Raw genomic sequence first — 24,195 nt, 5'->3', positions numbered from 1 at the left:
ATGCGCAAACACATCCTCGCCGCCGTGCAGCAGCACGCAGCGGCTGAGTATCCGCGCGAGTGCTGCGGACTGCTGATGGCAGTGGGCCGAAAGCAGATCTACTACCCGTGCACGAACGCGGCCACCGAGCCGACCGAAGAGTTTCGGATCGCGCCGGAGCAGTACGCCGAGGCCGAAGACCAGGGCGAGGTGATCGGCATCGTGCACTCGCACCCAGATGCCACCAGCCGGCCATCGCCGCGTGATCTGGCCATGTGCGAGGCAACGGGGCTGCCGTGGCATATCCTGTCTTGGCCGGAGGGCGACCTGCGCACCATCACTCCGACCGGCGAAACACCGCTACTGCGCAGACCGTTCGTGCACGGCGCTTGGGATTGCTGGCAGGTCTGTGCGGACTGGTACCGGCGCGAGTGGGGGTTGGAGTTTCCAGCCTACGTCCGTGAGGATGGCTGGTGGGAGAGCGCCGAGGGGCCGAGTCTGTACGAGCAGGCCTACGAAGCCGCCGGCTTCTACCAGGTGGACAAGCCTCAGCGCGGCGACATGGTCGTCATGGCTGTCGGCCGCACCGCGCACCCGAACCACGCTGGCATCTTCTTGGGCGCCGAAGCGGCACTACCGGACGAGCAAGCAGATGTGTTCGGGCCAGGCCCGTTCCTGCTGCACCACTTGTACGGCAGGCCATCAGAAATCATCGTGTTCGGCGGGCCTTGGCTCGATCGGACGCGCCTTGTGTTGCGTCATCGAGACGCGAAGTAAAGCGGCAAGGCCGCAGGAGACGTGGATGGAAAGTCAGAATGTGGAACTCCAGCAGCAGGAGCTGTGCGTGATGCCGGAAGAAGAGGCCGCTCATCAACGGGTCGGTGCAAGCACTCTCGACGAATCTGAGCGACAATTTGCTTCGGCGATGATCAGCGTGAATTCGCCTTTACCTTTTCGATTGCAGTAAGGGCGCCGCTGATTGCAGACCTGTAGAGCTCGATTTTGTCATGAGGAACAGCTTTCGGGCTTTCAACCGCGAGAGCAGCGCGAAGATTTTCCTCGAGCAAGTGCCCTTGCGCGCTGCCGGCATAAACCACAGCAGTGAGGTTTTTAATCACTTCAGCTAAACCGAGAATCAGCGCGTCGTGGCGATCATAAGGATTGAAGTTGCTGTCGTCTGTCATATCGACCTCCTAGGTCATCATGCCCCAGTCCATGGGCTTTCCGACAACGGACCGGGGCGGTTCGTTGGAGGCACAACGCTACTACGCTGTCGGCTCAGCGCGTTACTGGCTTTCCATCCACGCTGGATGCCTGGCCAGGACCGCGCTACAGTCCTGAGTTTTGAGGGAGGGATGACATGCGAATTTTAACGGCGGCGCTGGGCAGCCTTATGCTTGCGGGGTGCATGGCACCAACGATGAACGAAGCGCGCCAAGACGGGCCCTATAAGGTGCTTTCTTCATCCAAGCCGGACTCAGAGTTGGCGAAATGCGTACAGTATGAATGGCAAAACCAGCCCATATTTGGCGGTACGCCCGGGGCTACCCTTCAGCCTGGTCGCGAAACTGGCTACACGGTGTTCACTGAGGCGTCTGAGTATTTTGTGGATATACAGCCAAAAGGCACCGGATCAGAGGCTAAGTATTACGTCGTGCTTGGAAACTGGATAGCCAAAAAACGCCTGGCTGCTTTGCAGTCCTGTCTCTGACATACCAAGGCTATCACCTCAGAACTATGCCGCCTTTGGGCGGCTTTTTGTTGCCTGGAGAAACATATGACCATGACCGCAGCCAATTACGAGCCGATGACGCGAATCAAGTTGTCAGGCTCCCTGGCACTGAAATATGGAAGGTCGCACAGGAGAGCGCTCGACAGCGGCAGCGCGCTCGAAGTCTTCAAGGCTCTGAGGGCAACTCTCCCGGGCTTCGAGGATGAGATCAAGCGACTCCAATCCATTGGCGTACGCTTCGCCATTTTTCGAAATCGCAAGAATGTTGGTCCGAATGATTTCGCGCGCGGAGGATGCAGGGAAGTTCGAATCGTGCCTGTGATTGAGGGTAGTAAGCGGGGAGGGCTACTGCAGACCGTTGTAGGTGCCGTACTGATCGTTGCCGGCCTGATCATCACTGGTGGCACATTCGGCGCTGGCGCCCCCTTTGGCTCGGCCATGATCATGATGGGCGCTTCTCTAATGGTTGGTGGTGTCATCCAGATGCTCAGCCCGCAAGCCAAAGGCCTTTCCCAGAGTGGCAGCCCCGCGAACATGCCGTCCTACGCTTTTGGCTCAGCCAAGAACACCACTGCCAGTGGCAACCCGGTCCCTATCTGCATCGGTCGGCGCCGCTGGGGCGGGGCGATCATCTCTGCCTCGATCTACGCCGAAGACAAGGCATAGCAGCCAGCACAAACAAACCACAGCCGCCTTGAGCGGTTTTTTTACGCCTGGAGGAAAGCATGGGCGCAGCAGCTCACCTGGTGATTGCCGGGGAAAAAGGTGGCGAGAAGAAGCCGAAAACCCCGGTAGAGGCGCCGGACAGCCTGCGCTCGACCAACATCGCCAAGATCCTACTGGCAGTGGGCGAGGGTGAGTTCGATGGGACGCCGACCGCGCGCGACATCTACCTCGACAACACGCCGATCATGGATGCCAGCGGCAACCTCAACTTCCCGGGTGTGAAGTGGGAGTGGCGACCAGGCAGTGTCGAGCAGGAGTACATCAAGGGCATCCCGTCGATCGAGAACGAGACTACGGTTAACGTCGAGCTGCGCAGCGATAACCCTTTCACGAGAGCGCTGAGCAACACCCAGCTTTCTAGGCTACGTCTGCGATTCGCCTGGCCGCGCTTGGCGAGGCAGGACAAGAGCAGTGGAGACACAAACGGTTACCGCATCGAGTACGCAATCGATATCGCCACTGATGGTGGTGCTTTTGTCGAGTCCCTGCGCGGCGCAGTAGATGGCAAAACCACGAGTGGCTATCAACGATCTGAGCCTGTGATCCTCCCGCCGGCCACTTCAGGGTGGTCCTTCCGCGTGCGCCGGCTCACGCCCAATGCAAACGATGGCCTGATCGCCGACACGATGACTATCGCGGGTTACACCGAGATCATCGATCAGAAGATCCGCTATCCGAACACTGCGCTGCTCTACATCGAGTTCGACGCCGAGCAGTTCCAGAACATCCCGGCTGTGACCGTAAACTGCAACGGCCAGCGCTGGCCGGTACCGAGCAATTACGATCCCGTGACCCGGGCTTACACCGGAGTTTGGGACGGCACCTTCAAGCAGGCTTGGACGAACAACCCGGTTTGGGCCACCTACGGCCTGTGCGTCAACGATCGCTTCGGCCTGGGCAACCGAATCCAGCCATGGATGGTCGACAAGTGGGAGATGTACCGCATCGGTCAGTACTGCGATCAGCTGGTGTCGAACGGCGTGGGCGGGATGGAGCCGCGCTATCTGTGCGACCTGAACCTGCAGGGCAAGGCTGAGGCCTGGACCCTGCTGCGTGACCTGTCCGCGATCTACCGCGGGATGGTCTATTGGGCGCAGGGCTCGCTGTATATGCAGGCGGATATGCCGCGCGCGCAGGACATCGACTACACCTTCACCCGCTCCAATGTCATTGACGGCGACTTCGTTTACGGCGGCGCCGGGCGGGACACGCACTACAGCCGAGCGCTGATCAGCTACGACAATCCGGCCAACAACTACGACACCGACGTGATCCCGGTCACCGACAACGCGCTGCAGCGCCGGTACCGGGATCGACCCATCGAGATCTCGGCGATCGGCTGTACCCGGGCGAGTGAAGCGCAGCGCCGTGGTAAGTGGGCACTGCTCAGCAACAACCAGGACCGGACTGTTACCTTCAAGACCGGCATGGAAGGGGCGAACGTGTTGCCGGGCTTTGTCATTCCGGTGGCCGACGAGCTGGTCGCCGGCAGGCCGAATGGCGGGCGCATCTCCGCTGTCGCGGGCCGTACCGTGACTCTGGACCGTGACACGCCAGTGAAGGCGGGCGACCGCCTGATCGTCAACCTGCCAAACGGAACAGCTCAGGCCAGGACCGTGCAGTCGGTGGCTGGCCGCACCGTGACGGTCACCACGGCATACACCCTGCAGCCCGAGCCGCAGTTGCAGTGGGCGATCGATTACAGCGACCTGGCCGTGCAGCTCTTCCGCGTGCTCAAGCGCAAGCGCACGACCGAGGGCGAATACGAGTTCACCGCGCTGGAGTTCAACCCGAGCAAGTTTGCAGCGATCGACAACGGCGCCAAGCTGGAAGAGCGTCCGATCAGCGTGATTCCGATCACTACGGTGCCACCACCGTCCAGCGTAACGCTGACTTCGGCCCATGCCATTTCCCAAGGCATCGCGGTCAGCACCATGACCATTGCCTGGCCTGCGGTGGAAGGCGCCGTTGCCTACGACGTGGAATGGCGCAAGGACAACGGCAACTGGGTACGCTTGCAGCGCCTCGGGGCGACTTCAGTCGATGTGACAGGTATCTACGCTGGCGCTTACTTGGCCCGCGTGCGAGCCGTCAGCTCATTCGATATCGCCTCAGTCTGGCGCGACTCCATGCTGACTGAGCTGAAGGGCAAGGAGGGCATGCCGCCAGCGGTGACCTTCCTTACTGCAACGCCGCTGATCTTCGGCATTTCGCTGAAGTGGGGCATTCCGCCTGGGGCTGAAGATACACAGCGGACGGAGATCTGGTACAGCCCCGCCAATGATTTGGAGGTGGCCACCAAGCTCACCGACTGGGCCTATCCACAGACCGAGTACGTGATGCAGGGCCTGGCAGCGGGCGTTTCGTTCTTCTTCTGGGCGCGCCTGGTTGACCGGACGGGGAACATTGGCCCCTGGTATCCAATCGGGAGCGGCGTGCTCGGTCAGTCAGGTTCCGACGCCGGGCCAATCCTGGAGCTAATCGGTGGGCAGATCACCGAAAGCGAGCTGGGTCAGGATCTGCTAGAGAAGATCGAGAAGATCCCAGGCTTGCAGGAGCAGATCGACGCCCTGGACGGCCTGAAGGCCTACGTTCCAGAGCAGGCTTACGAGTCGGGCGAGATGGTCGTCGTTAACAGCAGGATCTACCAGGCTGTGCACGATGTACCAGCAGACCCGGAAGGTGGTAATGCGCCGCCGAACGTCAGCTACTGGATCGATGTTGGCCAGTCGCTGGAGACAGCCAACGGCCAGGCCCAGCAGGTGGCAACCAACACGGCGGACATTAGCGAGTTGGACGGCGTAGTCACGGCCCAGGCAACTGCTTTCGAAGCGCTGCGCGCTGCGTACCGGGATGATAATGGAGAGGGCGACCTGGCGGATGCTCTCAAAGGTTGGGACAGCACTGCCGCGATCGCTACTGAGAGCAGGGTTAGGGCGACTGAGGGCGAGGCCATCGCCGAAAGACTGACCACGTTTGACGCTCGGGTCGCCTCGAATGAAGCGAACATTACCCAGCTTGAGCGAGTAGTGGCCACGAACGAGTCGGCGACTGCTCTTAAGCTTGATCAGCTTAACGTCTCAGTCGGCCAGACGAATGCCGCCGTGCAAACGACCAGCCAGGCCTTGGCAGCTCTGGATGGCAAGGCAAGCACCATGTGGTCGGTGAAAATGCAGGTCAACGCCCAGGACCAGTACGTGGCCGCGGGTATTGGCCTGGGCATCGAGAACGGCCCGGCCGGCCTGCAAAGCCAGTTCCTGGTGTCGGCGGATCGGTTCGCGGTGGTCAACGGCATCAACAGCACGCTGTCGTCGCCGTTCGCCGTTCAGGGTGGCCAGGTTTTCATCAATCAGGCCTTCATCGCAGACGGCACGATCACCAACGCCAAGATCGGCAGCTTCATCAGCTCGACCAACTACGTTGCCGGCCAGCAGGGATGGATCTTGAACAAGAGCGGCACGTTCGAAATCAACGGCACCGTAGCGGGGCAGGGGCGCTTGTTGATCAACAACCAGCGGCTGCGGATTTATCACGCCAACGGCAACCTGGCGATCGACCTGGGAGTGAACGTATGACAGCAGGCCTCAAGGTCTACGACCCGAGCGGCCTGCTCCTGCTCGACATGACCAGCTCGATCAGTCAGATGCTCGGCTATGTGGACACGGGGGCGGCCAACGGGTCGCTCTCGATTCCCTTACCGCCGGCGGGGAAGACCCTTTTCTACGCCATCACCGAGCTGTCGGCGCAGAACAAGTACCTCGGCAAGCGCCCTGGCGTAACGCTCACACCGGGAGCAACCACCGCAACCCTGTCCTGGCAGTACTCCTACGCCGGAGGATGGGGCTTTTACTCGCTCAACTGCCGAATTCACTACGGGTATCACTGATGTCAGCAGGCTTGAAGGTTTACAAGGAGGACGGCTCTCTCCTTTTTGACACAGAGAAGATCACCTACGGCCTACTGAAAAGCGGCAACTTGGCCTTCTTGCTGAACTGGCCGCGCCTGGATTATCGCTCGGCCAACCTTCCGCCGAACGAAGGAAGCAGCTATAGCGAGTCATCGGTGGTGGATGCCATCCATGGGTTCAGCGTTGACGGAGCGGTGGCGCCAATCGTCTTCATCGTTGGCTCTGGCATTTCGTGCGGCTCTAGCAGGTCAGGCAATACGACCACCTTCTATTACATAGGCGCGAGCCCTTCGACGAAGTTCTATTACTTCGACACCATGAGGAACACAATCAATGGCGCTGGACTGAAGTGTTACAGCGAAGACGGCACGCTGACATTCAACTCGCTGCAGTATCCGCTGAATATCGTTGCTACCGTTCGAGCTCCTGCGCCGCCCGCGCCAGTGATCTCTAATGGTATCGCCAACTACAGCGTGCCTTTTGTGGGTGCCACCCGACTGGCCACGCGATTCATCAACTCAGGTCCGTATTACTGCATTTCCCGTGTGTTTATCGCGGTAGGAGCGGGGGAACATGCGGCATCAACGACATTCTCTCGCAGCTTCGGCCAGGGAAAGATGGATGGTATGTCGGCCCCTGGAACCCCGTTCCCGGCGTACAGCAACCAACAGGCTCATATGGATGGAGCCTATGGAGCAAACGGCGGGATTTACTTCATGTCGTGTGACGCTGCTAGAACCACGATGTACTGGGGGGCGCCCGTCACCTACAACAACTATTACGGCATTCCCACCGATAGATATCCGGAAGCGCTTGTAATACGCACGGACAACCTTCCGTTTCCATTTAATTAAATCGGAGCACCCCATGCCCTGGTACAGAGTAGGCAGCGTGTCGATCACGGCTGGCCAAAATACGGTGACCGGTACCGGCACCAACTTCTCCACGAATGCGCGGGTAGGGGATGCGTTCCAGGGGCCGGATGGCCGTTGGTACGAGGTCACCAACATCGCGAGCGCCACGGTTCTGAGCATCCTGCCGGCCTATCAAGGCGCGACGGTAGGGGCTGGCGCGTACGGGCTGGCGCCGATGCAGGGCTATGTTAAGGAATCCGCTGATCGCCTGCGTCAGCTGGTCGACCAGTTCGGCGCCACGCTGGCTTTGTTTGGCGGCGCCACTACAGCCCCAGTCTTGCGCCAGAACATCGGAGCGGCGGCACGTGGCGCGAACAGCGATATCACCTCGCTTACGGGGCTGACTACTGCACTCAGCGTCGCGCAGGGCGGTACTGGTGGAAAGACCCAGGCTGAAGCGCGAACCGGCCTGGGACTAAAGGCTGCAGCCGTGGCCGATATCGTTGGCCCCGTCAGCCAAAGCGGAGGCGTTCCTACTGGCGCCATAGTTGAGCGCGGCAGCAATGCCAATGGTGAGTACACCCGGTATGCTGACGGCACCCAGGATTGTTGGTGGGAGAACAGCACTAGCTCAATCTGCAACGGCGGGACTTACGGCAATCTCATGTACGGCGCGTACGTGGTTCGGAACTACCCAATGCCCTTTACGGATGTTCCTGCGCTGACTCCATTCTGCCGCTATGTGGTACCCACAGAGGGCGGCGTGACCATGCTTGGACTGGCCACGGCACAACGAGGTACCAATATCGGGTGCGTGATCCAACCCCAAGGTGGCTCGGCTACCGCAGGCGGGCGTGTCGGTTATATCGCCAGAGGGAGATGGTTCTAATGCAAATCAAATTGTCCCCAGTCCGTATGGACGAGCAACTTACACTGAGCCGCGATGGTGATGTTTTGTACGTCAACGGCGAGACCTTCGACTTTGGTGCCCTCCTGGAGGGCGCCACCCTGCCTTGGGGGGCTGTGCTGTCGGACTGGTTCCCTGGAGAAGTAGAACGCATCAACGGCGAGCTGCATTTGACCATTCGCCTACCGCACGGCCCTAATGCTCCAGAGAGCACTCGCTTCCCGGCGCCGATCTCGATCACCAAAGACGGCCCGGTTGATCTGCCCGTCTATGACGTCGCCAGGCACTACAGCGAAGGCGCAAGAGAGGCCACGACCCATGAATAACAACATCGACTGGTCGCAGATGATTACTGCTGAGATGAAGGCTGCACAGGCTGCCGCTCAGCATCTGGCGCAGGTGCAGGCAGAGACTGCCCGCCTGCGCAAGCTTGCTGACGATGCCATTGCTCCCCTGCAGGATGCAGTCGACCTCGACGAAGCGACCGTGGCAGAGACCGCCGCCCTCAAAGAGTGGAAGCGCTTCCGCGTGGCGCTGAACCGATTACCAGACCAGGAAGGCTACCCCACCGAGATCGACTGGCCCGCGCCGCCAGCTTGACCCACATCGAATTAACCGACCGCCGCCTGGCGGTATTTTTTTGCCTGGAGAAAACCCATGACCCAATCGCTTCCCCGCGGAGTGCGCAATCGCAACCCTGGAAACATCGATCACAGCCCGGCCAATAACTGGGTTGGCCAGATCGGCAAAGAGCCGGACGGCCGCTTCGTCATCTTCGACACGCCCGAGAACGGTATCCGTGCCTTGGGCAAGCTGCTGCAGACCTACTACAACAAACACAAGCTGCGGACCGTCAAGGACATCATAAAGCGGTGGGCGCCGGAGGTTGAGAACGACACTGGGGCGTACATCCGCACTGTGGCTGAGCGCTGCGGTCTGGGCCCGTCCGATCAAATCGCCAACATCAAAGACTCCAAGATCTTGGGCGGCCTGGTGCAGGCGATCATCAAGCACGAGAACGCCAACTTCGAATACCCGCCGGCAATCTTTGCTGAGGGCCTGCGCAGGGCGCTGGCATGAACGGCTGGGGAGTGCGGTTAATCGCGCTGCTGCTCATCGTGGCTTCCTACTGGGGCACCTACCAGCACGGCCGGTCCGTTGAGCGCGCCCAGTGCGCCAAGGCATCAGCGCAGCGGGACAGCGGCGACCGCCTGGCTGAGGTGCTGGGCGAGCGCAGCGCGCGGGAAGAGGAACAACGACGCGCCCAGGCGCAGGAGGAGGCAAGAGCCCATGCTGAGGAAGAACGAACAATTGCTGATGCTGGCGCTGCTGGCGCCGATGCTGCTGGCCAGCGGTTGCACGACGAAGTCGCAAACCTCGCTGCCACCGTCAGTTGCACCGCCAAGGATACCGCCGCTATCGCCAGAGGCCAGGCAGCCACCCGCGCCGCCATGGTGCTCTCTGACCTGCTCACACGGGCTGATGCTCGAGCGGGAGAGCTGGCGAAAGCTTATGACCGAGCCAGAATAGCTGGCCGCTCCTGCGAGGCTTCATATGACGCGCTTCAACGTCATCACTAAGAGAGAAAAGTCATCCTCTGTAAAGCTTTTCAGATCTTAGAAAAATCCCGATTACCATCTTGCGTTGCAGGTTTAGCGGTTTCGGGGATCTCGAGCGTCTCAGTTGCGTCTGTGAATACGGACACTGTCACCGCATAGCGGCTCAGATTCCCTTCATCGCGCTGAAATTTCATCACTACTTTCTCGCCCTCCCATTTCAGCACTTCAGACTGGAAGGAGGCCCCTGATGACATTTTTATCCAGCGGCTGGTGACAACGCCGGGCTCTCCAAATTTGTCGGTCAGCATTTCGCTTACTAAATGCAGACTGTTTGCGCTACCGCTGAGTACGAGCTCTGTGAGCTTTCCATGGGGCGCCACCGCGACCATCCCATAACCAGGAGATATTGGCAGATAGGGTAACCCACGGATCTCAAAACGATCAGGGGACGACGTAGCTAGGCGGCAAAGCGTTTTTTGGCTACTTGATTCGTCAGGGCAAGAAGGCATCTGTGCCGTGAAATCGCCATGAAGGTCTATTCCCAAAAAATCGTTTGGCTCCTTGAGCCAGGAGCTGGGTCGCTCATTTAGTTCAAGTTGGGCCCATGCAGGGGCGGCGCTCAGAAGGCTCGCGCATACGGCCAGGATGATAAAAGGCTTCATCATTTCCTTCCTTGGATGCTACTCAGATCTAACCAGCGCTAATCTGGGAATGTGTCAGGAACGCAATTATGCCCACACATTCTTATCAGGAACAGGTTTTATCACCCTGAATTATGGGGGGTGTGCGATAAAGCGCAAATTGAGCCCTTAGGAACTACCATGTTCTCTCCGACCGCCTAGAGGCTGATGCTCAAGTGGGAGAGCTGGCGCAAGCTTATGACCGTGCCCGGATAGCAGGCAAGACCTGCGAGGCATCCTATAATGTCCTGGTCAAGCCATTAGGATAGGCCAGTGAAGCGGACCATCGAAGGAATGATTGAGGCGGGCGAGCCCCTGATTCAGGAGGCGACTGCCGCGCTTCGCCGGTACCACCAAGCCCAGGCCGACGATGAGGCGCCCGAGCAAGTGGAGCGGCTACGCCAGATTGCGGAGTCGGCTTACCAAGCCGTGACTGACTACCAGCTATATATGCTGGGGCATCAGCCGCTGGTTCGTCACTGAACTGGCTCGATCAGTTCCCGCCCTTGGTTTCGCACATTGCCAACAGCTGTGCTAACGCGATACCACTTGAAGGCCTCGGCGGTTTCGCCAAGCTGCAACGCCATTTGCTCTGCCTGCTCCATGGGGGTACCTGGCGCGACCCACTCGCGGGCAAGCTCGGGGGATAGCACCACAGGTCTACGATCGTGCACGTCCACCATGCCGCCTTGGGCATCGGCGGTGATGATGACGAAGCCATCATGCTCGTTGCCAACGAACTGGCCGATGCTGGCGCATAGGGAAGGGCGCCCGTCGCGCCGGCGGATGTAGTACGGCTGCTTCTTCGGTCCACCTTCATCGACCCACTCGAACCACCCGTCGACCGGCGTGATGGCGCGGCTGGGCCAGATGGCCCGGAAGAACGGGCCGTGCGCGACCTTCTCGACCCTAGCATTGATCGGTGGTGCGCGATCGGTTGCCCAGTGCGGTCGCCATCCCCACTTCACCAGATCGGCGCGTAGGCCTGCTTCACCCATGCGGAGCACAGCTACCGGGGTGCTTGGGGCTACGTTGTACCTTTCCAGCGCTTGGTCGCCTACGTTGTTATGCCAAGACTCTGGCAGGCTTAAGGTCTCAACGAAGTCGTGTATTCCCCGGTATTGGGTTAGCCTCCCGCACATACACCGCCCTCCTGTATGAGCACCTAAGCATAGTCCGCCGAGTGGTACTGGCGCGGTAGCGGTGCTCAGTGGTGGAACGCTGTATCGATATACAGTATTGGTGTTCTATGTATTTCCTCATCGTTCGGCGGCGCGAGCGCGGTGTAGCCCTTCCTCCAGAAAAGCTTCGGAAGGTCCAGGCACTGCGAGCCGACATTCATATCGGAGATCACCACAGCGAGCCGCTTGGCCGCGTATCGACACAAGCCTGGGTGTTCAACTCGGCGCCTGGCCCCGACATCATTCCTAGGCTGCACGATGCAAAGGTCAACGGCATGGCCCAGCTCGGAATCAACATCAACGGCCTGGAAGATATCGACGGCGTGCTGTACGCGCAGTCGTGGTGGTGCCGGACGGTATGATCAGCGGACTGCCAAGAGCCTGGCTAGATGAGCTCAACGACCAGTTTGCACTGGCAACCGATCCGGATGGACGGGCCGCTGTTCTCTGCGCGATGGCCATGGCCGCGCATCGGCGCCGAGAGGTTGATGCCGATCAGCTCAGCGAGATGCTTGAGTTTGCCGAGGCGGCTCGTCTGTATGGCCTGAACGATCACGAAGAGGCCTACGCTATGGGCCTTTTCGAGTACGAGTCAGAGGCAGAGTGGGATAGGCAGGTAATCAAAGGTTTTGGAAAAGAGCCGCCTGCTGATGGATAGGCTGGCTGTCGGCAGAACGCCGGAGAAGGGATTTCACGAGTAGTGTGTGGTGAATATTCTTGCGCAAAACCCAGGCTGGAGGCCGCGAGTTTCCGTTTGCAAAACGACTAAAAACCGCACATTTTGTCGCATATAATTTATGGTAAATTCTTTTTAATTCAGTGAGTTACATTGCTTTAGTCCGCTGCATGGGGTGCAAGGGGTCGAGTGTTCGAATCACTCCGTCCCGACCAAAAATCCCTAAAGAATCCAGTCACTTAACGGTGACTGGATTTTTTTATGGGTGGCCTTTTCTTCGTCACCACCAAACAAGGAGAGTGATGATGGGGTGGCGGAAAAGATTGAAGCCGCTGCTTTCGCCACTGATGACTAATCGTTGGCGCACAGTTGCTTTGGTAGGGTTCGCCGTATGGTGCGTTTTGCTCCGGTACGTAGACCTGGGTACGCTCCTGGTCGTGTTTAGTATGCCCTTCGGCATCGTTCTCTTTTGCATGGGCCCGTTGGAGTTCGTCCCAAAGAGCTGGTCCCGGTTTAATTTCTTTGTAGCTTCAATGATGAGCCTGTTTTTTCAAGGAAGCTTGATGTTTCTATGGATCGCCCTGTCCTTTGAGCTCCCATGGAGCAAAGCGGCCAGGGGTGTATTCATAGTTCTCTGCATTGCACTGCAAGTCATTATTATCAGTTGGATTCAACGCAGGATGATGCGTTCGTATATTCGAAAGCGAAGCGAGCAGCGCAACCGTGCGCAATGAATTGAGTCAGGCTCATCGTTCAAGGATTCGCTCCCTCGCACTCTCCATGCTGGCCTTGTTCGGCGCTGCAATGCTCAGCGGATGCCTAGAGTCCGAAGCTGAGTAAGATTAGCCCCGCTCGACGCTTAGGCCGCATCTGGAGCGGCCGAGGCTCTCGCTCTTTGCAAATGGAAACAATGTGATACCTTTTGCGTCCTTCAATCGACTTCAGGAAGAGGTCTCATGCAATTGGCTGTTGTTGCAAACGAACATAACGACGCGCAAGTACTGAAAAAGGCTTGCAAAAACGCTCATCTGAAGGGGTTAAGTGTCTTAGCCGCCGCGACTCTTGCCGCCCTCGCAAGCACGGCAACCCTGGCCGCAGACGATATTTCAGGCGTGGTCATCGGTTCCTCGTTGGCTGAAGCCAAGGCCGCCATTGCCAAGGCCAATCCCGACTACAAAATTTCTTCGTTGATGCTGACTAACGGCCAGGAAGCTGGCGTCACGGCGAAGACGGACGACCGGATGCCATGGACTGGCACCACCAATGCAGGCGGGCCATCCGACGAGTTTGCAGCGCTGCAGAACGAGTCTGGCAAGGTTTGGTTCATCGCTCGCGTTCAGCGCTTCGATGAAGGCGGGCGTATCAAGATCGACGCGCTCAAGGCAGCCCTGACGGAAAAGTTCGGTAAACCTTCCAGCACCTCGAACATGATGGGGCTCGGCTTCAACTGGCAATACGACCGCAACGGCAAACAGTGGTTTGGCTCTGGCGTGGCGCCTTGCCAGGGCGGCGCTCGCAGCAGCAATATCCCGGGCGTGTCGATAAGCGCCCCGCGTTCGTTCAGCCCAAACTGCGGCAAAATCATCTCGGTTGGCGCTTCGACGCAAAGTGACGACATGGTGCCTCACTACACTGTGTCGATCATTGATGCCAAGTCGATGTTTGATGAGCTGGCTGCTGGCGATGCCAAGGCAGAAGCTGAGCGCAAACAGAAACTGGCAGACGAGCAAGCAAGGGCGGTCAAGCCGAAGATCTGATAGCCGGTTAGTTTGAGCCGTTCTTTGCATAGGGTTTGGCGTGCGTTGCAGAAGTTGCAAGGCTGCGACTATCGCCAAACCCAATGTTTCCCCTTGTAAGATCATTTCTATCCGCCGCGGATTTCGAGATTGCGTGGGGGTGTAGAGGGATTAGAGCAGGAGGCAGGTATGCTGTGGTTCGGAACTGAGAAGGCCAGGTTCAAGCTTCAGCGGCGTATTATGGGCGTCGTTCTTTTGCTCGCCATGTTGTTCCTGGCAGTGCAGGTCGAAGCCTATCTGTCGGGGTGCGGTACTGCCGGCGATGTGCTCGATGGCGTTTTCATCAGCTGTTTTGCTGGAGGTATGTTCTACCTCGCAGGCCGATGGTGAGGGCACTGACATACGCTCGTTGCAGAAACACAAGAGGAGCCGTTGGGCTCCTCTTTGCATCGGATCGAATGGCGACAGGCTGACTCAGTATTTACCTTCCGGGCTCTTCTCGAACGTCCACTCGGTCATCTTCTTGGCCGCAAGAAAGCTCTTGCAGTTGGCGATGAATTCGTTGCGATTGGCTTCTTTCGAAAGGCTCGCCAGGTTCTGCTCGTACATCTCAGGTGCGCAGTTATCCGCGGTTGGCTCAGGAACTTTTTCTTCTGAGCAGCCGGCCAGAATCGCAGCCATTGCCATCGCTGCGGTCAGCTGAACAACTTTAATATCCATATTTCCTTGGTCCTTCTTGCGCAAACGTGGAGGTCTCTGGTTGTGAAGCTCATCTTAGTGGCGACACATAACGCGCCAGCTTAACCAATTTGATCGATGGCTGGCGACTCTCCGGTAGTGCCGACAATACCGGGATGATGATTTTTGTGTATTAGCGCAAGGCGCTGGTGCAGGGTTTTGCGCTGCAAATCGATATTTGATATAACGCCCGGCCATTTCCAAGGAAGGAACCTCATGAAGCGCACCCTCATCGGCGCAATCCTCGTCGCCGTCACTGCTCTGTCGCTCAGCGGCTGCTGGGAATCGGAAGCCGAAAAAAAGGCCAAGCAGCAACAAGAGGCCAGCGAGAACTTCTGGAACATCAGCCCGCCTGATCGGAGCAAAGACAAGGGCTTCAAGCCATGAAACCTGCCGCCGCCTTATCAAGGCGGCGTGTCGGTTTGAAGGGGAGGCGCTGGTGATCAGCGCCGCTGGGCAGGCTGGAGCGCCTTGCGGGTGGCCCCAGCCTCGCCCCATTCAGAACAGCTTGACCGTATAACTCAGAATCAACCGGTTCTCATCGATATCCGTGCGGTAGTTCGAACGTGCCATAACGTTGCGTAGCCGCACCCCCAGCCCGGCCAACGGCCCGCTCTGGACCACATAGGCCAGGTCCAGGTCGCGCTCACGGTCACGCCCCTCGAAGCCCAGCCCAGTCTCTACATCACGCCCTTGGACATAGCGCAGGGTCGAAGTCAGCCCCGGAATCCCCAATGCAACGAAATTGTAGTCATGGCGCACCTGCCATGAGCGCTCTCCCGGCGCCGAGAACTCGTAGGTGGGCAGGGTGTTGCCCATCGGGTTGGTGTTGGCGCCGACCTGGATGAAGCCGTCGTCGCCGCCGATCTGCTGATAGCCGACGTAGAAGGTATGCCCGCCGGTCTTGGCCGAGAACAGGCTGAACAGCGCATGGTTGTCGTACTTGCCAGCGATCTGGCGGCCATCCTCGCGGGCATCGAAGTAGCCGGCATTAACCCCCAGTGTCCAGTCACCCAGCGGCTCGGCGTGCTTGAAGTTGTAGAAGCGCTGTTGATAGATATCCTCCAGTTGCGCCTGCCACACGCCGACGCTGGTGCGGTTGTCGTTGAAGGCATAGTCGGCGCCGACGTAGTTGAAGCGGTCACTGGTAAACCGTGCCAGACGTGCCGGATTGATCGGGTCGTTGACCAGCGCATACATCTTCTGGCTGTTGGAAGAGTCGCGCAGGCTGGTCGAGCGGAACTGCCCGGCGCTCAAGGTCAGCCCGGCGAACTCGCGTGACTCGAGCATCGCGCCTTGGTAGGTCGGCGGCAGCAGGCGCAGGTCGCTGAACAGCAGCACCGGCAGGTTGGGCATCAGCTCACCGACTTTGAGCTCGGTCTGCGATAGCTTGAACTTGATCGCCGCGCCCAGGCGGCTGTAGTTGTCGGCAGACTTGCCGCTTTCAAGGCTGGGCAAGAGCCCGGACTTGGCGTGCTCAGGGCTGCTGTCGAGTTTGAAGCCGAGTAGGCCAGTGACGTCGATGCCGACGCCCAGGGTGCCCTGGGTGTAGCCGGAGCTGGCATTGAGGATAAAGCCTTGAGCCCACTCCTGGGTGCGCGACTGGGTGCTGCTGCCTTTGATATCGGCATAGTCGCGGCTGAAGAAATAATTGCGTGCTTGTAGCGTGGCCTTGGCGCCTTCGATGAAGCCGGCTTCTTCGGCCGTCGCTTCGGCGCACAGGGCGGCGGCAAGACAACCGCCAGTCAGGCGTGCGGTGCAGGCTAAGCGTTGATGGGTGTGACCTTGCATGTGAGCTACTCCTGAATTCAGGCAACAGCAACCCTGCGTGGCGACCTGGCGGTCGTCCACGACGGGGGGTGCGTTGAAAGGGATCGGCAAGCGGGCTGCAGGCCCGCTTGCGCTGCCGTTACGCGAAGCGCTGGACCGTTAGCGGTTGACCAGCTTCGCCGGCAGGGCGATCACCAAAAAGCAGCTGAGCAGCAGGCACAGGGCGAACACCCACAGCGCCGCATGGGAGGTGCCGGTCAGGTCGGTGACCATGCCCATCAGCGAGTTGCTCACCAAGCCTGCGATATTGGCCAGTGAACAGGCGAGGGCGAAACCGGTGGCTGCCGCCGTGCCCTTGAGGAAGGTCGCCGGCAGGCTGAAGAACACCGGCACGGCACCGATGATCGCCGCCGAGGCGATGGCGAACAGCAGTACGGTCATCACCAGGTTCTGGCTGAACAGGGTGCTGCTGGCCATGGCGATCGCGCCGATGATGAAGGGCACGATGATGTGCCAGCGGCGTTCGCGATGGCGGTCGGAGCTGGCCCCGATCATCAGCATGCCAAGCAGCGCGGCCAGGCTCGGGATCGCCGTGAGCAGGCCAATGTGGAAGGTGTCGCTGACGCCGGCATCGCGGATGAAGGTCGGCATCCAGAACCCCATGGCATAGGCGCTGAGCAGGATCGAGAAGTCGATGCCGCCAAGCATCCACACCTTCAGGTTGAAGAAGCCATCGCGGAAGCTGTGCTTGCTGCCCTTGCCCTCGGCATCATCGGCAGCAAGGTCCGCTGCCAGCTGCGCCTTGTCGTCATCCGACAACCACTTGGCCTGCTGGAAGTTGTTCGGCAACGCCCAGAACGTCAGGATGCCCAGCAGCACGCTGGGGATGGCCTCGAGCAAGAACAGCCACTGCCAGCCATGCAGGCCGTGGACCTGATCGAAGTGGGCCATGATCCAGCCAGAGATCGGCCCGCCGATCACGCTCGACAGCGGCAGGCCGATCATGAACAGGGCAATGATCCGCCCGCGGCGGTAGGTCGGGTACCACATGGTCAGGTAGAACAGCACCCCTGGCAGAAAGCCCGCTTCGGCCGCGCCGAGCAGAAAGCGCAGGATGTAGAACTGCGTGGTGCTGGTGACGAACATGGTGCAGGCCGAGAGCAGGCCCCAGGTGATCATGATGCGGGCGATCCACAGCTTGGCGCCGACCCGCTGCAAGATCAGGTTGCTCGGCACTTCGAAAATGATATAGCCGACGAAGAACAGCCCCGCACCCAGGCCATAGGCTGCGGTGCTGAACTGCAGGTCTTCGAGCATTTGCAGCTTGGCGAAGCCGACGTTGATGCGGTCCAGATAGGCTGCGAGGTAGCAGAAGCACAGGAAGGGGATGAGCCTCCAGGTGATCCTGCGGTAAAGCGCTTGAGTACCCTGGTCGACTTCAGCGTGGACCGTGGTTGCATTCGCAATTGGCATTTCCTGTCTCCTGGCGGGCGACTTTGTGGTTGTTTTTAGGCCAGCAGTTTTCGACGCTCCAGGCGCGCCGCGCACTATACGCGACGTTTCTGGGCAGCGTCACAAGGCCCCGAGCGCTCCTGCGGGGCGGCCGTCTGCACAGCGGACGGTCATGCAACGGGCTTCCCGCGCCGTTGCGTAATTGTTATGGGCAAAAGGGCGGCCGGGTTTCAGCCGGCCAGACGCTGCAATTGAGTCATGGCCTCCTGCCGGCTGATGACATCGCCGTACTTGCTGTCGATGTCGAACAAGTTGGCTTCATGCGGATCGTTGTGCCGATCACCGACGCACTCGCGCACCACGATGGTTCTGAAACCATGCTGCAGCGCATCGACTGCACTGGCGCGGATGCAGCCGCTGGTCGAGCAGCCGGCCAGTACCACGGTGTCGATGCCTTGGGCATGCAGTAGCGAGGCCAGGCTGGTGCCGAAGAAGGCGCTGGCGTACTGCTTGCTGAGCACCACTTCATCTGCCCGGGGCAGCACCGCCTCACAGAACTCAGCCAGCGGGTTGCCCTCGACCATGTCCTTCATCACCGGCGCCTTGCGTACCCACACCCCGCCATCGGCGAAGTGGGGGGGCTGGTAGCGGATGTTGGTGTGCACCACCAGCGTACCGCAGTCACGGGCCAGGGCCAGCAGGCCGGCGGCCTGCTCGACAGCCGTCACCACGCCAGGGGCGTAGAGCGGCGCACCGGGGGTGGTGTAGCCCTGCATGAAGTCGATCATCAGCAGGGCCGCCTTGCGCCCGAAGCCGATGCGCTGGCCCCATACGCCCTGGTAGTTGTCGCTGGCGCTTTGTGCGTCGCTCATGTGCGTCTCCCGATTCAGTAAGCGCCCGACAGCAGGGCGCCGGCACCTGGAACCACGGGCTCCAGGTCCAATGCCTTGAGCATGGCGTAGGTGGTGGCAATGGCGGCGGTGACCACCGGCTTGCCGGTTTGTGCCTCGACCTTGGCCACCGCCGGCAACGATTGCATCTGCACGCAGGCCGAAAGCACCACAACATCGACGCCTTCAAGGTTCATGCCGGCGACGATGCCGGGCAGGTTGGCTGGGTCGTGGCGGGCCACGGCGAGGTTGTCGGGGATCTCCAGCGCGCGCCAATCCTGCACTTCGAAGCCTTCTTCGCGGATGTAGTTGACCACCAGCTCGGTCAGCGGCTTCATGTAGGGCGCGACGATGGCGATGCGTTTGGCCTTCATCACATGCAGGGCTTGCACCAGTGCCCCGGCACTGGTGATTACCGGTGCTAGCGCGTCGTTATCGGCGGTGGCTTTTTGCAGGCGTTTCTCCGACTGGCGGTGATAGCCCAGGCCCATCGCCATGATTGCCACCAGGCAGGCGTAGCCGAGGACGTCGACCTTGGCGTCGGACAGCTCCAGCGCGCAGCGGTCGGACTCAGCGTCCATCGCTGCCAGTTCTTCTTTCTTTACCTGTTTCATGCGCATGCGGCTGGAGTGGAAGGTGAAGCGCTCAGGGCGAATCGCCTGACGGGCCAGGAGCATCGCCGGGATCTCGGTTTCCATGGTGGTGTTCGAGCTCGGCACGATCTGGCCGATGCGGTACAGCTTGGTCATGTCTTGTGCTCCTTCAGACGAGAGGGTGGTCGAGGAAATCAGCGAAGGCAGCGAAGAAGCCTTCCAGGTCATCCCAGGGAATCATGTGTCCGGCGTTTTCCACTTGGACGACCTGGATGTCCGGCTTGAGCTCGCGGATTTCGGCGATGTCCTGCGGCTGGATCACACCGCCGCGCCCGGCCACCATCAGCAACGCCGGCTGATGCACGTGGGGCAGGTCCTGGTGAATGTCGACCTCGTGAAAATCGTTGAAGGCGCGCACGATTGCCGGCTCATAGCAGGTGTGCAGCCATTCGGCGCGCAGCGCCAGCTGTTCGTCGGTCCAGGTCGCGCAGAAGGCGCGCATATCGTCGCCGCTCATGCCGAGCGTGGCTTGGCGGATCGAATCGACGTACCAGGGCAGCTTGCTGGGGTACTCGCGACGGCCCGGGCCGGACACTGGCGGATCGATCAGCACCAATCGCTGCAATCCAGGCGCGCCTTGGGCGGCGGCGCGGATGGCGAAGCGCGCGCCCATCGAGTGGCCGACCAGGTGATAGCGGTCCAGGCCCAGCGCCGCCGCGAAGGCCGGAATATCCGCCGCGCAGGCATCGGTGCCGTAGTCCAGTTCAGGCCCGCTTGCGGACAGGCCGCGGCCGCGTACATCCAGCACATAGGTGTCGAAGTGCTGGCCCAGGCGCTCGGCGACGAAGCCCCAGGTGATCGCCGGGCTGGTGATACCCGGCACCAGGATCAGTGCTGGGCCCTTGCCACCGTAGCGCAGGTAATGCTGGCGGATGCCGTTGGCGCTGACGTTGCCGCCAGCGATAAAGCTGCTCATGCTGCCTCCCCGCTCTTGAGTTCTTGGGCGTAGAGGTCGTAGCCGTAGACCCAGGCTGGGTCTTCCTGGGTGTAGAGGAAGGTGTTGGCGTTGGATACCGACTGCACTCGGGAGGCACGCTCCTTGCGGTTGGCCTCATACAGGGCGAAGGCGTTGCGGTGGTCGGACAGCCCGGTTTCTTGCAGGCAGCGGGTGAGCATCGCCGCGTCTTCGATCGCCATGCAGGCACCCTGCGCCATGTGCGGCTTCATCGGGTGGCAGGCGTCGCCCAGCAGTACCAGGCGACCACGGCTCCACAGCGGCAGTGGGTTGCGGTTGCGCAGCGGCCATTTGGTAATCGACTCGGTGGCGCCGATCAGCTTCTGCACGGTGGGGTGGTAGCCGTCGAAGGCCGCGCGCATTTCTTCCTGGCTGCTGTCGACGAATGGGCCCTGGAAGTCCCAGGCTTCGTGCGGCACGCCGGTGACGAAGTAGTATTCGTCGCGCTTGCCGGTGGTGTAGTAGACCATCATGTGGCGATCTTCGGTCCACCATTTCACGCAATCCTCGAACACATCGGCGTGCTGCGCCAGGTGCTCGCCGCGAATCAATGCGCGGTGGGCGACCCAGCCGCTGTAGATCGGCGCTTCGACGCCCAGCAGCTCTTCGCGGATCTTCGAGTGGATGCCGTCTGCGCCGATGACGATGTCGGCCACGGTGTGGGTGCCGTCGGCGAAGTCCAGGCGTACCTGGTCACCCTCGTCGACAATCTTTTCCAGGCGCTTGCCGAAGTGCACAGTGCCCGGCTTGATCGCATCGATCTGCAGGGCGTGCAGGTCGCCACGGTGGATGGTGATGTACGAGGCGCCGTACTCGCGGCGGGCGAACTCGCCGAGCGGGATGCGCGACAGGTAGTCACCGCTGACGCCGTCGCGGCTGAACCAGAAATCCGGATGTGAGCTCATCAGCTCAAGCTTTTGCTCCAGCCCCATGCGGCGGAAGATCTTCATCACGTTAGGGCCGATATGAATGCCCGCGCCCAGGCGGGTGAATTCCGGCGCCTGCTCGTACACGTCGACCTCAAAACCAGCCTGCTGCAGCAACGTGGCGGCAGCCGCGCCACCCAGACCTGCACCGACGATTGCGATTTTCTGCCTGCCCCGCATAGGTATCTCTCCTCTTGTTCTGTGATGTGCTCAGCGGCTCGGCCGTCTGATGAAATTGAGTGTATACGCTATAAATTTTCAATGGGAAGAGCGCGAATGAATTAATTTCAAACAAGTGATCGAAAGTGGCATTCAGCATTTTGTCACCGTAAATGCTGGGGTGTGTGTGGAATAGTAACGTTTTGGTGCGCCACTTGCGCTTGTCGACTGGATGCGCTTTCATCTAGGTAAATAGGGTGTATACACTCTTAATTCGCACCGAGATGAAGCGCCGCGCACTACGCCAGTGCAGCATCTCGAGCCCATCCAGGCATGCTCAGGAGAAAACCGATGCCGGTTAGCAATGCAGAACTGACCCAGATGTTCGAACACGTGCTCAAGCTGTCTCGTGTGGATGAAACGCAGAGCGTCGCCGTGCTCAAAAGCCACTATTCCGACCCGCGTACGGTGAACGCGGCAATGGAGGCCGCTCAGCGCCTGAAGGCCAAGGTGTATGCGGTTGAGCTGCCATCGTTTAATCACCCCACGGCGATGGGCAACGACATGACCGCCTACTGCGGCGACACCGCCCTGACCGGCAACCTGGCCGCGCAGCGGGCGCTGGAGGCTGCCGACCTGATCGTCGACACCATGATGCTGCTGCATTCCCCTGAGCAGGAGCAGATCCTCAAGACCGGCACGCGCATCCTGTTGGCGGTCGAGCCCCCGGAAGTCCTGGCGCGCATGCTGCCGAGCGAGGACGACAAGCGTCGCGTGCTGGCCGCTGAAACCCTGCTCAAACAGGCGCGCAGCCTGCATGTGCGTTCCAAGGCCGGCAGTGATTTCCATGCGCCGCTTGGCCAGTACCCGGCCGTCACCGAATACGGCTATGCCGATGAGCCAGGCCGTTGGGACCACTGGCCCAGTGGCTTTCTGTTCACCTGGCCGAACGAAGACAGCGCCGAGGGCACCCTGGTGCTGGATGTCGGCGACATCATCCTGCCGTTCAAGAACTACTGCCGCGAGCGCATTACCCTGGAGATCGAAAAGGGCTTCATCACCGGCATCCATGGCGGTTTCGAGGCCGAATACCTGCGTGACTACATGAAATATTTCAACGACCCTGAGGTCTACGGCATCTCCCACATCGGTTGGGGCTTGCAGCCGCGTGCGCAGTGGACGGCGATGGGCCTGCACGACCGCAACGACGGCATGTGCATGGACGCTCGCGCGTTCTATGGCAACTTCCTGTTTTCCACAGGCCCCAACACCGAGGTCGGCGGCAAGCGCAAGACCCCGTGCCACCTGGATATACCGCTGCGCAATTGCGATATCTATCTGGACGACCTTGCTGTGGTCCTGGCCGGGGATGTGGTTGCGCCTGAGCAGTCCAAGGCGCGTTAGTGGTTATACTGGCCCGGCGCTCCGCTCTTCGGAGCCCCGGCCAGCCCAATCCTCACAGCCCAAGCCATCACATGTCGAACAAAACTGCGAACGCTACTGCTGCACCTGATACCGCCCCCTACGACGTTACCGAACAGGTCGGCCACTTGCTGCGCAAGGCCTATCAGCGGCATACGGCGATCTTCCAGCAGCAGGCGTGCGACCCGCAGCTGACCTCGATCCAGTTCGTTACCCTGTGCGCCTTACGCGATCATGGGCCTAGTTCCCAGGCTGAGTTGATCAAGGCGACAGCGGTGGATCAGGCGACCATCCGGGGCATCGTCGAGCGGCTCAAGGCGCGCGGGTTGATTCAGCTGTCGCCTGATCCGGGGGATCGGCGCAAGGTGATTTGCGAGCTGACCGACAGTGGGGCGGCGTTGCTCGATGCGATGATTCCCTGTGCGCGGCAGATCAGTGAGCTGAGCATGGGGTGTCTGAATGCGGCTGAGCGGGTGGCGATTTTATTTTTATTGCGCAAGATGATTGATGGGGATGAGGGGGTTGCGGGCTGATCGTTGTGTTGGGCTGGTTTCTTGGTTTCTTGGTTTCTTGGTTTGGGAGCTTATCCATTCTTTGTGGCGCGGCCACTGGCGCCTTCCGCCCTTACGGCGGGTCACTTTTGGCAGTCGCCCCAAAAGTAACCAAAAGGTCTGCGCTCCACCATCCGGCCCTACGCTGCGCTTCGGGTCCCCTCGCTTCGGTGCCTTCCGGGCCCGCGCGGCCTACGATTTGCTGCGCAAATCTACATCTCGCGCCTTCGGCTGCGCCGAAGGGTGCTAACGCACCTGGCCCTCCAGGCACCTACGCTCGGCCTCCTGAAGTCGCGAAGTTAGTGGCGGCGACTGGGCTGGCGTTATCTGGCGATAGTGTCACGGGTGGTGGATATACCGGCCTCTTCGCGGGCAAGCCCGCTCCCACAGGTACCGCGCAGATTTCAGTTCAGCGTTGAGCCAGCACTGACACCACGCAGATACTGAAACCCCACGAATCCTGTGGGAGCGGGCTTGCCCGCGAAGAGGCCGGAACAAACAACACAGGCCTTGGCTTCTGCGAGAGCGCAGCGATTCGCTGCTCTTGATCTTCGAGCGCGCAGGTTCAGACGACGCAGATTCGCGACTTCAGGAGGCTGAGCAGAGGTGTCTGGAGGGCCAGGTGCGCAGCACCCTTCGGCGCAGCCGAAGGCGCGAGATGTAGATTTGCGCAGCAAATCGTAGGCCGCGCGGGCCCGGAAGGCGCCGGTGCGAAGGGACCCGTAGCGCAGCGGAGGGCCGT

General features: G+C 60.2%; 28 protein-coding genes and 2 pseudogenes. 20 read left to right on the top strand and 10 right to left on the bottom strand.

Annotated features, from left to right (window positions below):
- On the top strand, nt 1-756 hold the full coding sequence (locus tag ACF8K2_RS01275) for a C40 family peptidase (RefSeq protein WP_392463149.1): 756 nt from the start codon (nt 1-3) through the stop codon (nt 754-756).
- A 152-nt stretch (nt 757-908) separates the two neighbouring features.
- Here ACF8K2_RS01275 and ACF8K2_RS01270 read toward each other — a convergent pair whose 3' ends face one another.
- The gene (locus ACF8K2_RS01270) at nt 909-1,163 is read right to left on the bottom strand and encodes a hypothetical protein (RefSeq protein ID WP_392463148.1); all 255 of its coding nucleotides are present in this window, start codon (nt 1,161-1,163) and stop codon (nt 909-911) included.
- 176 nt (nt 1,164-1,339) lie between these two features.
- Here ACF8K2_RS01270 and ACF8K2_RS01265 point away from each other — a divergent pair, with 176 nt between their 5' ends.
- The 10 genes from ACF8K2_RS01265 to ACF8K2_RS01220 all read left to right on the top strand — a co-directional run bounded on the left by ACF8K2_RS01265 (nt 1,340) and on the right by ACF8K2_RS01220 (nt 9,685).
- Entirely contained in the window at nt 1,340-1,690 is a 351-nt protein-coding gene (locus ACF8K2_RS01265; RefSeq protein WP_392463147.1) for a hypothetical protein, read from the top strand.
- Between the two features lie 66 nt (nt 1,691-1,756).
- Nucleotides 1,757-2,377, top strand: a complete 621-nt coding sequence (locus tag ACF8K2_RS01260; protein ID WP_392463146.1) for a tail assembly protein — start codon at nt 1,757-1,759, stop codon at nt 2,375-2,377.
- Between the two features lie 59 nt (nt 2,378-2,436).
- Entirely contained in the window at nt 2,437-6,012 is a 3,576-nt protein-coding gene (locus ACF8K2_RS01255; protein ID WP_392463144.1) for a host specificity protein J, read from the top strand.
- Nucleotides 6,009-6,323 carry a hypothetical protein gene (locus ACF8K2_RS01250; RefSeq protein ID WP_392463143.1) on the top strand — a complete coding sequence of 105 codons (315 nt, stop codon included), beginning with the start codon at nt 6,009-6,011 and terminating at the stop codon, nt 6,321-6,323. Before ACF8K2_RS01255 ends, ACF8K2_RS01250 begins: the two co-directional genes overlap by 4 nt.
- Complete coding sequence (locus ACF8K2_RS01245; protein WP_392463141.1) at nt 6,323-7,198, top strand: hypothetical protein; 876 nt, start codon at nt 6,323-6,325, stop codon at nt 7,196-7,198. Before ACF8K2_RS01250 ends, ACF8K2_RS01245 begins: the two co-directional genes overlap by 1 nt.
- A 13-nt stretch (nt 7,199-7,211) precedes the next feature.
- On the top strand, nt 7,212-8,087 hold the full coding sequence (locus ACF8K2_RS01240) for a phage tail protein (RefSeq protein WP_392463139.1): 876 nt from the start codon (nt 7,212-7,214) through the stop codon (nt 8,085-8,087).
- Complete coding sequence (locus ACF8K2_RS01235; RefSeq protein ID WP_392463138.1) at nt 8,087-8,431, top strand: hypothetical protein; 345 nt, start codon at nt 8,087-8,089, stop codon at nt 8,429-8,431. The genes ACF8K2_RS01240 and ACF8K2_RS01235 overlap by 1 nt, the downstream gene beginning before the upstream one ends.
- Nucleotides 8,424-8,705: a tail fiber assembly protein gene (locus tag ACF8K2_RS01230; protein ID WP_392463137.1), complete on the top strand. Its 282-nt coding sequence runs from the start codon at nt 8,424-8,426 to the stop codon at nt 8,703-8,705. The genes ACF8K2_RS01235 and ACF8K2_RS01230 overlap by 8 nt, the downstream gene beginning before the upstream one ends.
- Nucleotides 8,706-8,762: 57 nt before the next feature.
- A complete protein-coding gene (locus ACF8K2_RS01225; RefSeq protein WP_392463136.1) occupies nt 8,763-9,185 on the top strand; it encodes a structural protein in 423 nt (140 codons plus the stop codon).
- Nucleotides 9,182-9,685 carry a DUF2514 domain-containing protein gene (locus tag ACF8K2_RS01220; protein WP_392463135.1) on the top strand — a complete coding sequence of 168 codons (504 nt, stop codon included), beginning with the start codon at nt 9,182-9,184 and terminating at the stop codon, nt 9,683-9,685. The genes ACF8K2_RS01225 and ACF8K2_RS01220 overlap by 4 nt, the downstream gene beginning before the upstream one ends.
- A 29-nt stretch (nt 9,686-9,714) precedes the next feature.
- On the opposite strand, the gene ACF8K2_RS01215 is transcribed toward ACF8K2_RS01220, so the two are convergent.
- Nucleotides 9,715-10,329: a hypothetical protein gene (locus ACF8K2_RS01215; RefSeq protein WP_392463134.1), complete on the bottom strand. Its 615-nt coding sequence runs from the start codon at nt 10,327-10,329 to the stop codon at nt 9,715-9,717.
- Nucleotides 10,330-10,487: 158 nt separating this feature from the next.
- On the opposite strand from ACF8K2_RS01215, the pseudogene ACF8K2_RS01210 reads away from it, so the two are divergent.
- Nucleotides 10,488-10,613: pseudogene (locus tag ACF8K2_RS01210) on the top strand (DUF2514 family protein); the annotation flags it as partial.
- Between the two features lie 4 nt (nt 10,614-10,617).
- A complete protein-coding gene (locus ACF8K2_RS01205; RefSeq protein ID WP_392463133.1) occupies nt 10,618-10,827 on the top strand; it encodes a hypothetical protein in 210 nt (69 codons plus the stop codon).
- Here the strand turns inward: ACF8K2_RS01205 and ACF8K2_RS01200 are convergent.
- Nucleotides 10,821-11,486: an SOS response-associated peptidase gene (locus ACF8K2_RS01200; RefSeq protein ID WP_392463132.1), complete on the bottom strand. Its 666-nt coding sequence runs from the start codon at nt 11,484-11,486 to the stop codon at nt 10,821-10,823. The genes ACF8K2_RS01205 and ACF8K2_RS01200 overlap by 7 nt on opposite strands.
- Nucleotides 11,487-11,593: 107 nt before the next feature.
- On the opposite strand from ACF8K2_RS01200, the gene ACF8K2_RS01195 reads away from it, so the two are divergent.
- The 4 genes and pseudogenes from ACF8K2_RS01195 to ACF8K2_RS01180 all read left to right on the top strand — a co-directional run bounded on the left by ACF8K2_RS01195 (nt 11,594) and on the right by ACF8K2_RS01180 (nt 14,327).
- The gene (locus ACF8K2_RS01195) at nt 11,594-11,887 is read left to right on the top strand and encodes a hypothetical protein (protein WP_186554871.1); all 294 of its coding nucleotides are present in this window, start codon (nt 11,594-11,596) and stop codon (nt 11,885-11,887) included.
- Nucleotides 11,884-12,226 (top strand): annotated as a pseudogene (locus tag ACF8K2_RS01190) (hypothetical protein). Before ACF8K2_RS01195 ends, ACF8K2_RS01190 begins: the two are co-directional and overlap by 4 nt.
- A gap of 931 nt (nt 12,227-13,157) precedes the next feature.
- Nucleotides 13,158-13,958, top strand: a complete 801-nt coding sequence (locus ACF8K2_RS01185; protein ID WP_392463131.1) for a hypothetical protein — start codon at nt 13,158-13,160, stop codon at nt 13,956-13,958.
- A gap of 168 nt (nt 13,959-14,126) precedes the next feature.
- A complete protein-coding gene (locus tag ACF8K2_RS01180; RefSeq protein ID WP_392463130.1) occupies nt 14,127-14,327 on the top strand; it encodes a hypothetical protein in 201 nt (66 codons plus the stop codon).
- A gap of 84 nt (nt 14,328-14,411) precedes the next feature.
- On the opposite strand, the gene trbK is transcribed toward ACF8K2_RS01180, so the two are convergent.
- The gene (gene trbK / locus ACF8K2_RS01175; protein WP_186553614.1) at nt 14,412-14,657 is read right to left on the bottom strand and encodes an entry exclusion lipoprotein TrbK; all 246 of its coding nucleotides are present in this window, start codon (nt 14,655-14,657) and stop codon (nt 14,412-14,414) included.
- Nucleotides 14,658-14,891: 234 nt separating this feature from the next.
- Between trbK and ACF8K2_RS01170 the strand changes: the two genes are divergently transcribed.
- The gene (locus tag ACF8K2_RS01170; protein ID WP_186553613.1) at nt 14,892-15,062 is read left to right on the top strand and encodes a hypothetical protein; all 171 of its coding nucleotides are present in this window, start codon (nt 14,892-14,894) and stop codon (nt 15,060-15,062) included.
- A 111-nt stretch (nt 15,063-15,173) separates the two neighbouring features.
- On the opposite strand, the gene ACF8K2_RS01165 is transcribed toward ACF8K2_RS01170, so the two are convergent.
- The 6 genes from ACF8K2_RS01165 to ACF8K2_RS01140 all read right to left on the bottom strand — a co-directional run bounded on the left by ACF8K2_RS01165 (nt 15,174) and on the right by ACF8K2_RS01140 (nt 21,501).
- The gene (locus ACF8K2_RS01165) at nt 15,174-16,466 is read right to left on the bottom strand and encodes an OprD family porin (RefSeq protein ID WP_392463129.1); all 1,293 of its coding nucleotides are present in this window, start codon (nt 16,464-16,466) and stop codon (nt 15,174-15,176) included.
- A gap of 138 nt (nt 16,467-16,604) precedes the next feature.
- Nucleotides 16,605-17,918 carry an MFS transporter gene (locus ACF8K2_RS01160; RefSeq protein WP_392463127.1) on the bottom strand — a complete coding sequence of 438 codons (1,314 nt, stop codon included), beginning with the start codon at nt 17,916-17,918 and terminating at the stop codon, nt 16,605-16,607.
- A 209-nt stretch (nt 17,919-18,127) separates the two neighbouring features.
- On the bottom strand, nt 18,128-18,769 hold the full coding sequence (locus ACF8K2_RS01155) for an N-carbamoylsarcosine amidohydrolase (protein WP_392463126.1): 642 nt from the start codon (nt 18,767-18,769) through the stop codon (nt 18,128-18,130).
- Nucleotides 18,770-18,783: 14 nt separating this feature from the next.
- Nucleotides 18,784-19,536 (bottom strand): Asp/Glu racemase, encoded by a 753-nt coding sequence (locus tag ACF8K2_RS01150; RefSeq protein WP_186553609.1) that lies wholly within the window; start codon nt 19,534-19,536, stop codon nt 18,784-18,786.
- Nucleotides 19,537-19,549: 13 nt separating this feature from the next.
- Nucleotides 19,550-20,356, bottom strand: coding sequence for an N-formylmaleamate deformylase (gene nicD / locus ACF8K2_RS01145; RefSeq protein WP_186553608.1), 807 nt, complete (start codon nt 20,354-20,356; stop codon nt 19,550-19,552).
- Complete coding sequence (locus ACF8K2_RS01140) at nt 20,353-21,501, bottom strand: FAD-dependent monooxygenase (protein ID WP_186553607.1); 1,149 nt, start codon at nt 21,499-21,501, stop codon at nt 20,353-20,355. Before ACF8K2_RS01140 ends, nicD begins: the two co-directional genes overlap by 4 nt.
- Before the next feature lie 330 nt (nt 21,502-21,831).
- On the opposite strand from ACF8K2_RS01140, the gene ACF8K2_RS01135 reads away from it, so the two are divergent.
- Both ACF8K2_RS01135 and ACF8K2_RS01130 read left to right on the top strand, forming a co-directional pair.
- Nucleotides 21,832-22,884, top strand: a complete 1,053-nt coding sequence (locus ACF8K2_RS01135; RefSeq protein WP_186553606.1) for a 2,5-dihydroxypyridine 5,6-dioxygenase — start codon at nt 21,832-21,834, stop codon at nt 22,882-22,884.
- Between the two features lie 71 nt (nt 22,885-22,955).
- Nucleotides 22,956-23,435, top strand: a complete 480-nt coding sequence (locus ACF8K2_RS01130; protein WP_392463123.1) for a MarR family winged helix-turn-helix transcriptional regulator — start codon at nt 22,956-22,958, stop codon at nt 23,433-23,435.
- Nucleotides 23,436-24,195 lie beyond the last annotated feature (760 nt).

Source organism: Pseudomonas sp. xss_2 (genome assembly GCF_043104195.1).
Lineage (GTDB): Bacteria > Pseudomonadota > Gammaproteobacteria > Pseudomonadales > Pseudomonadaceae > Aquipseudomonas > Aquipseudomonas urmiensis.
This window is presented reverse-complemented; position numbering and strand designations above follow the sequence as displayed.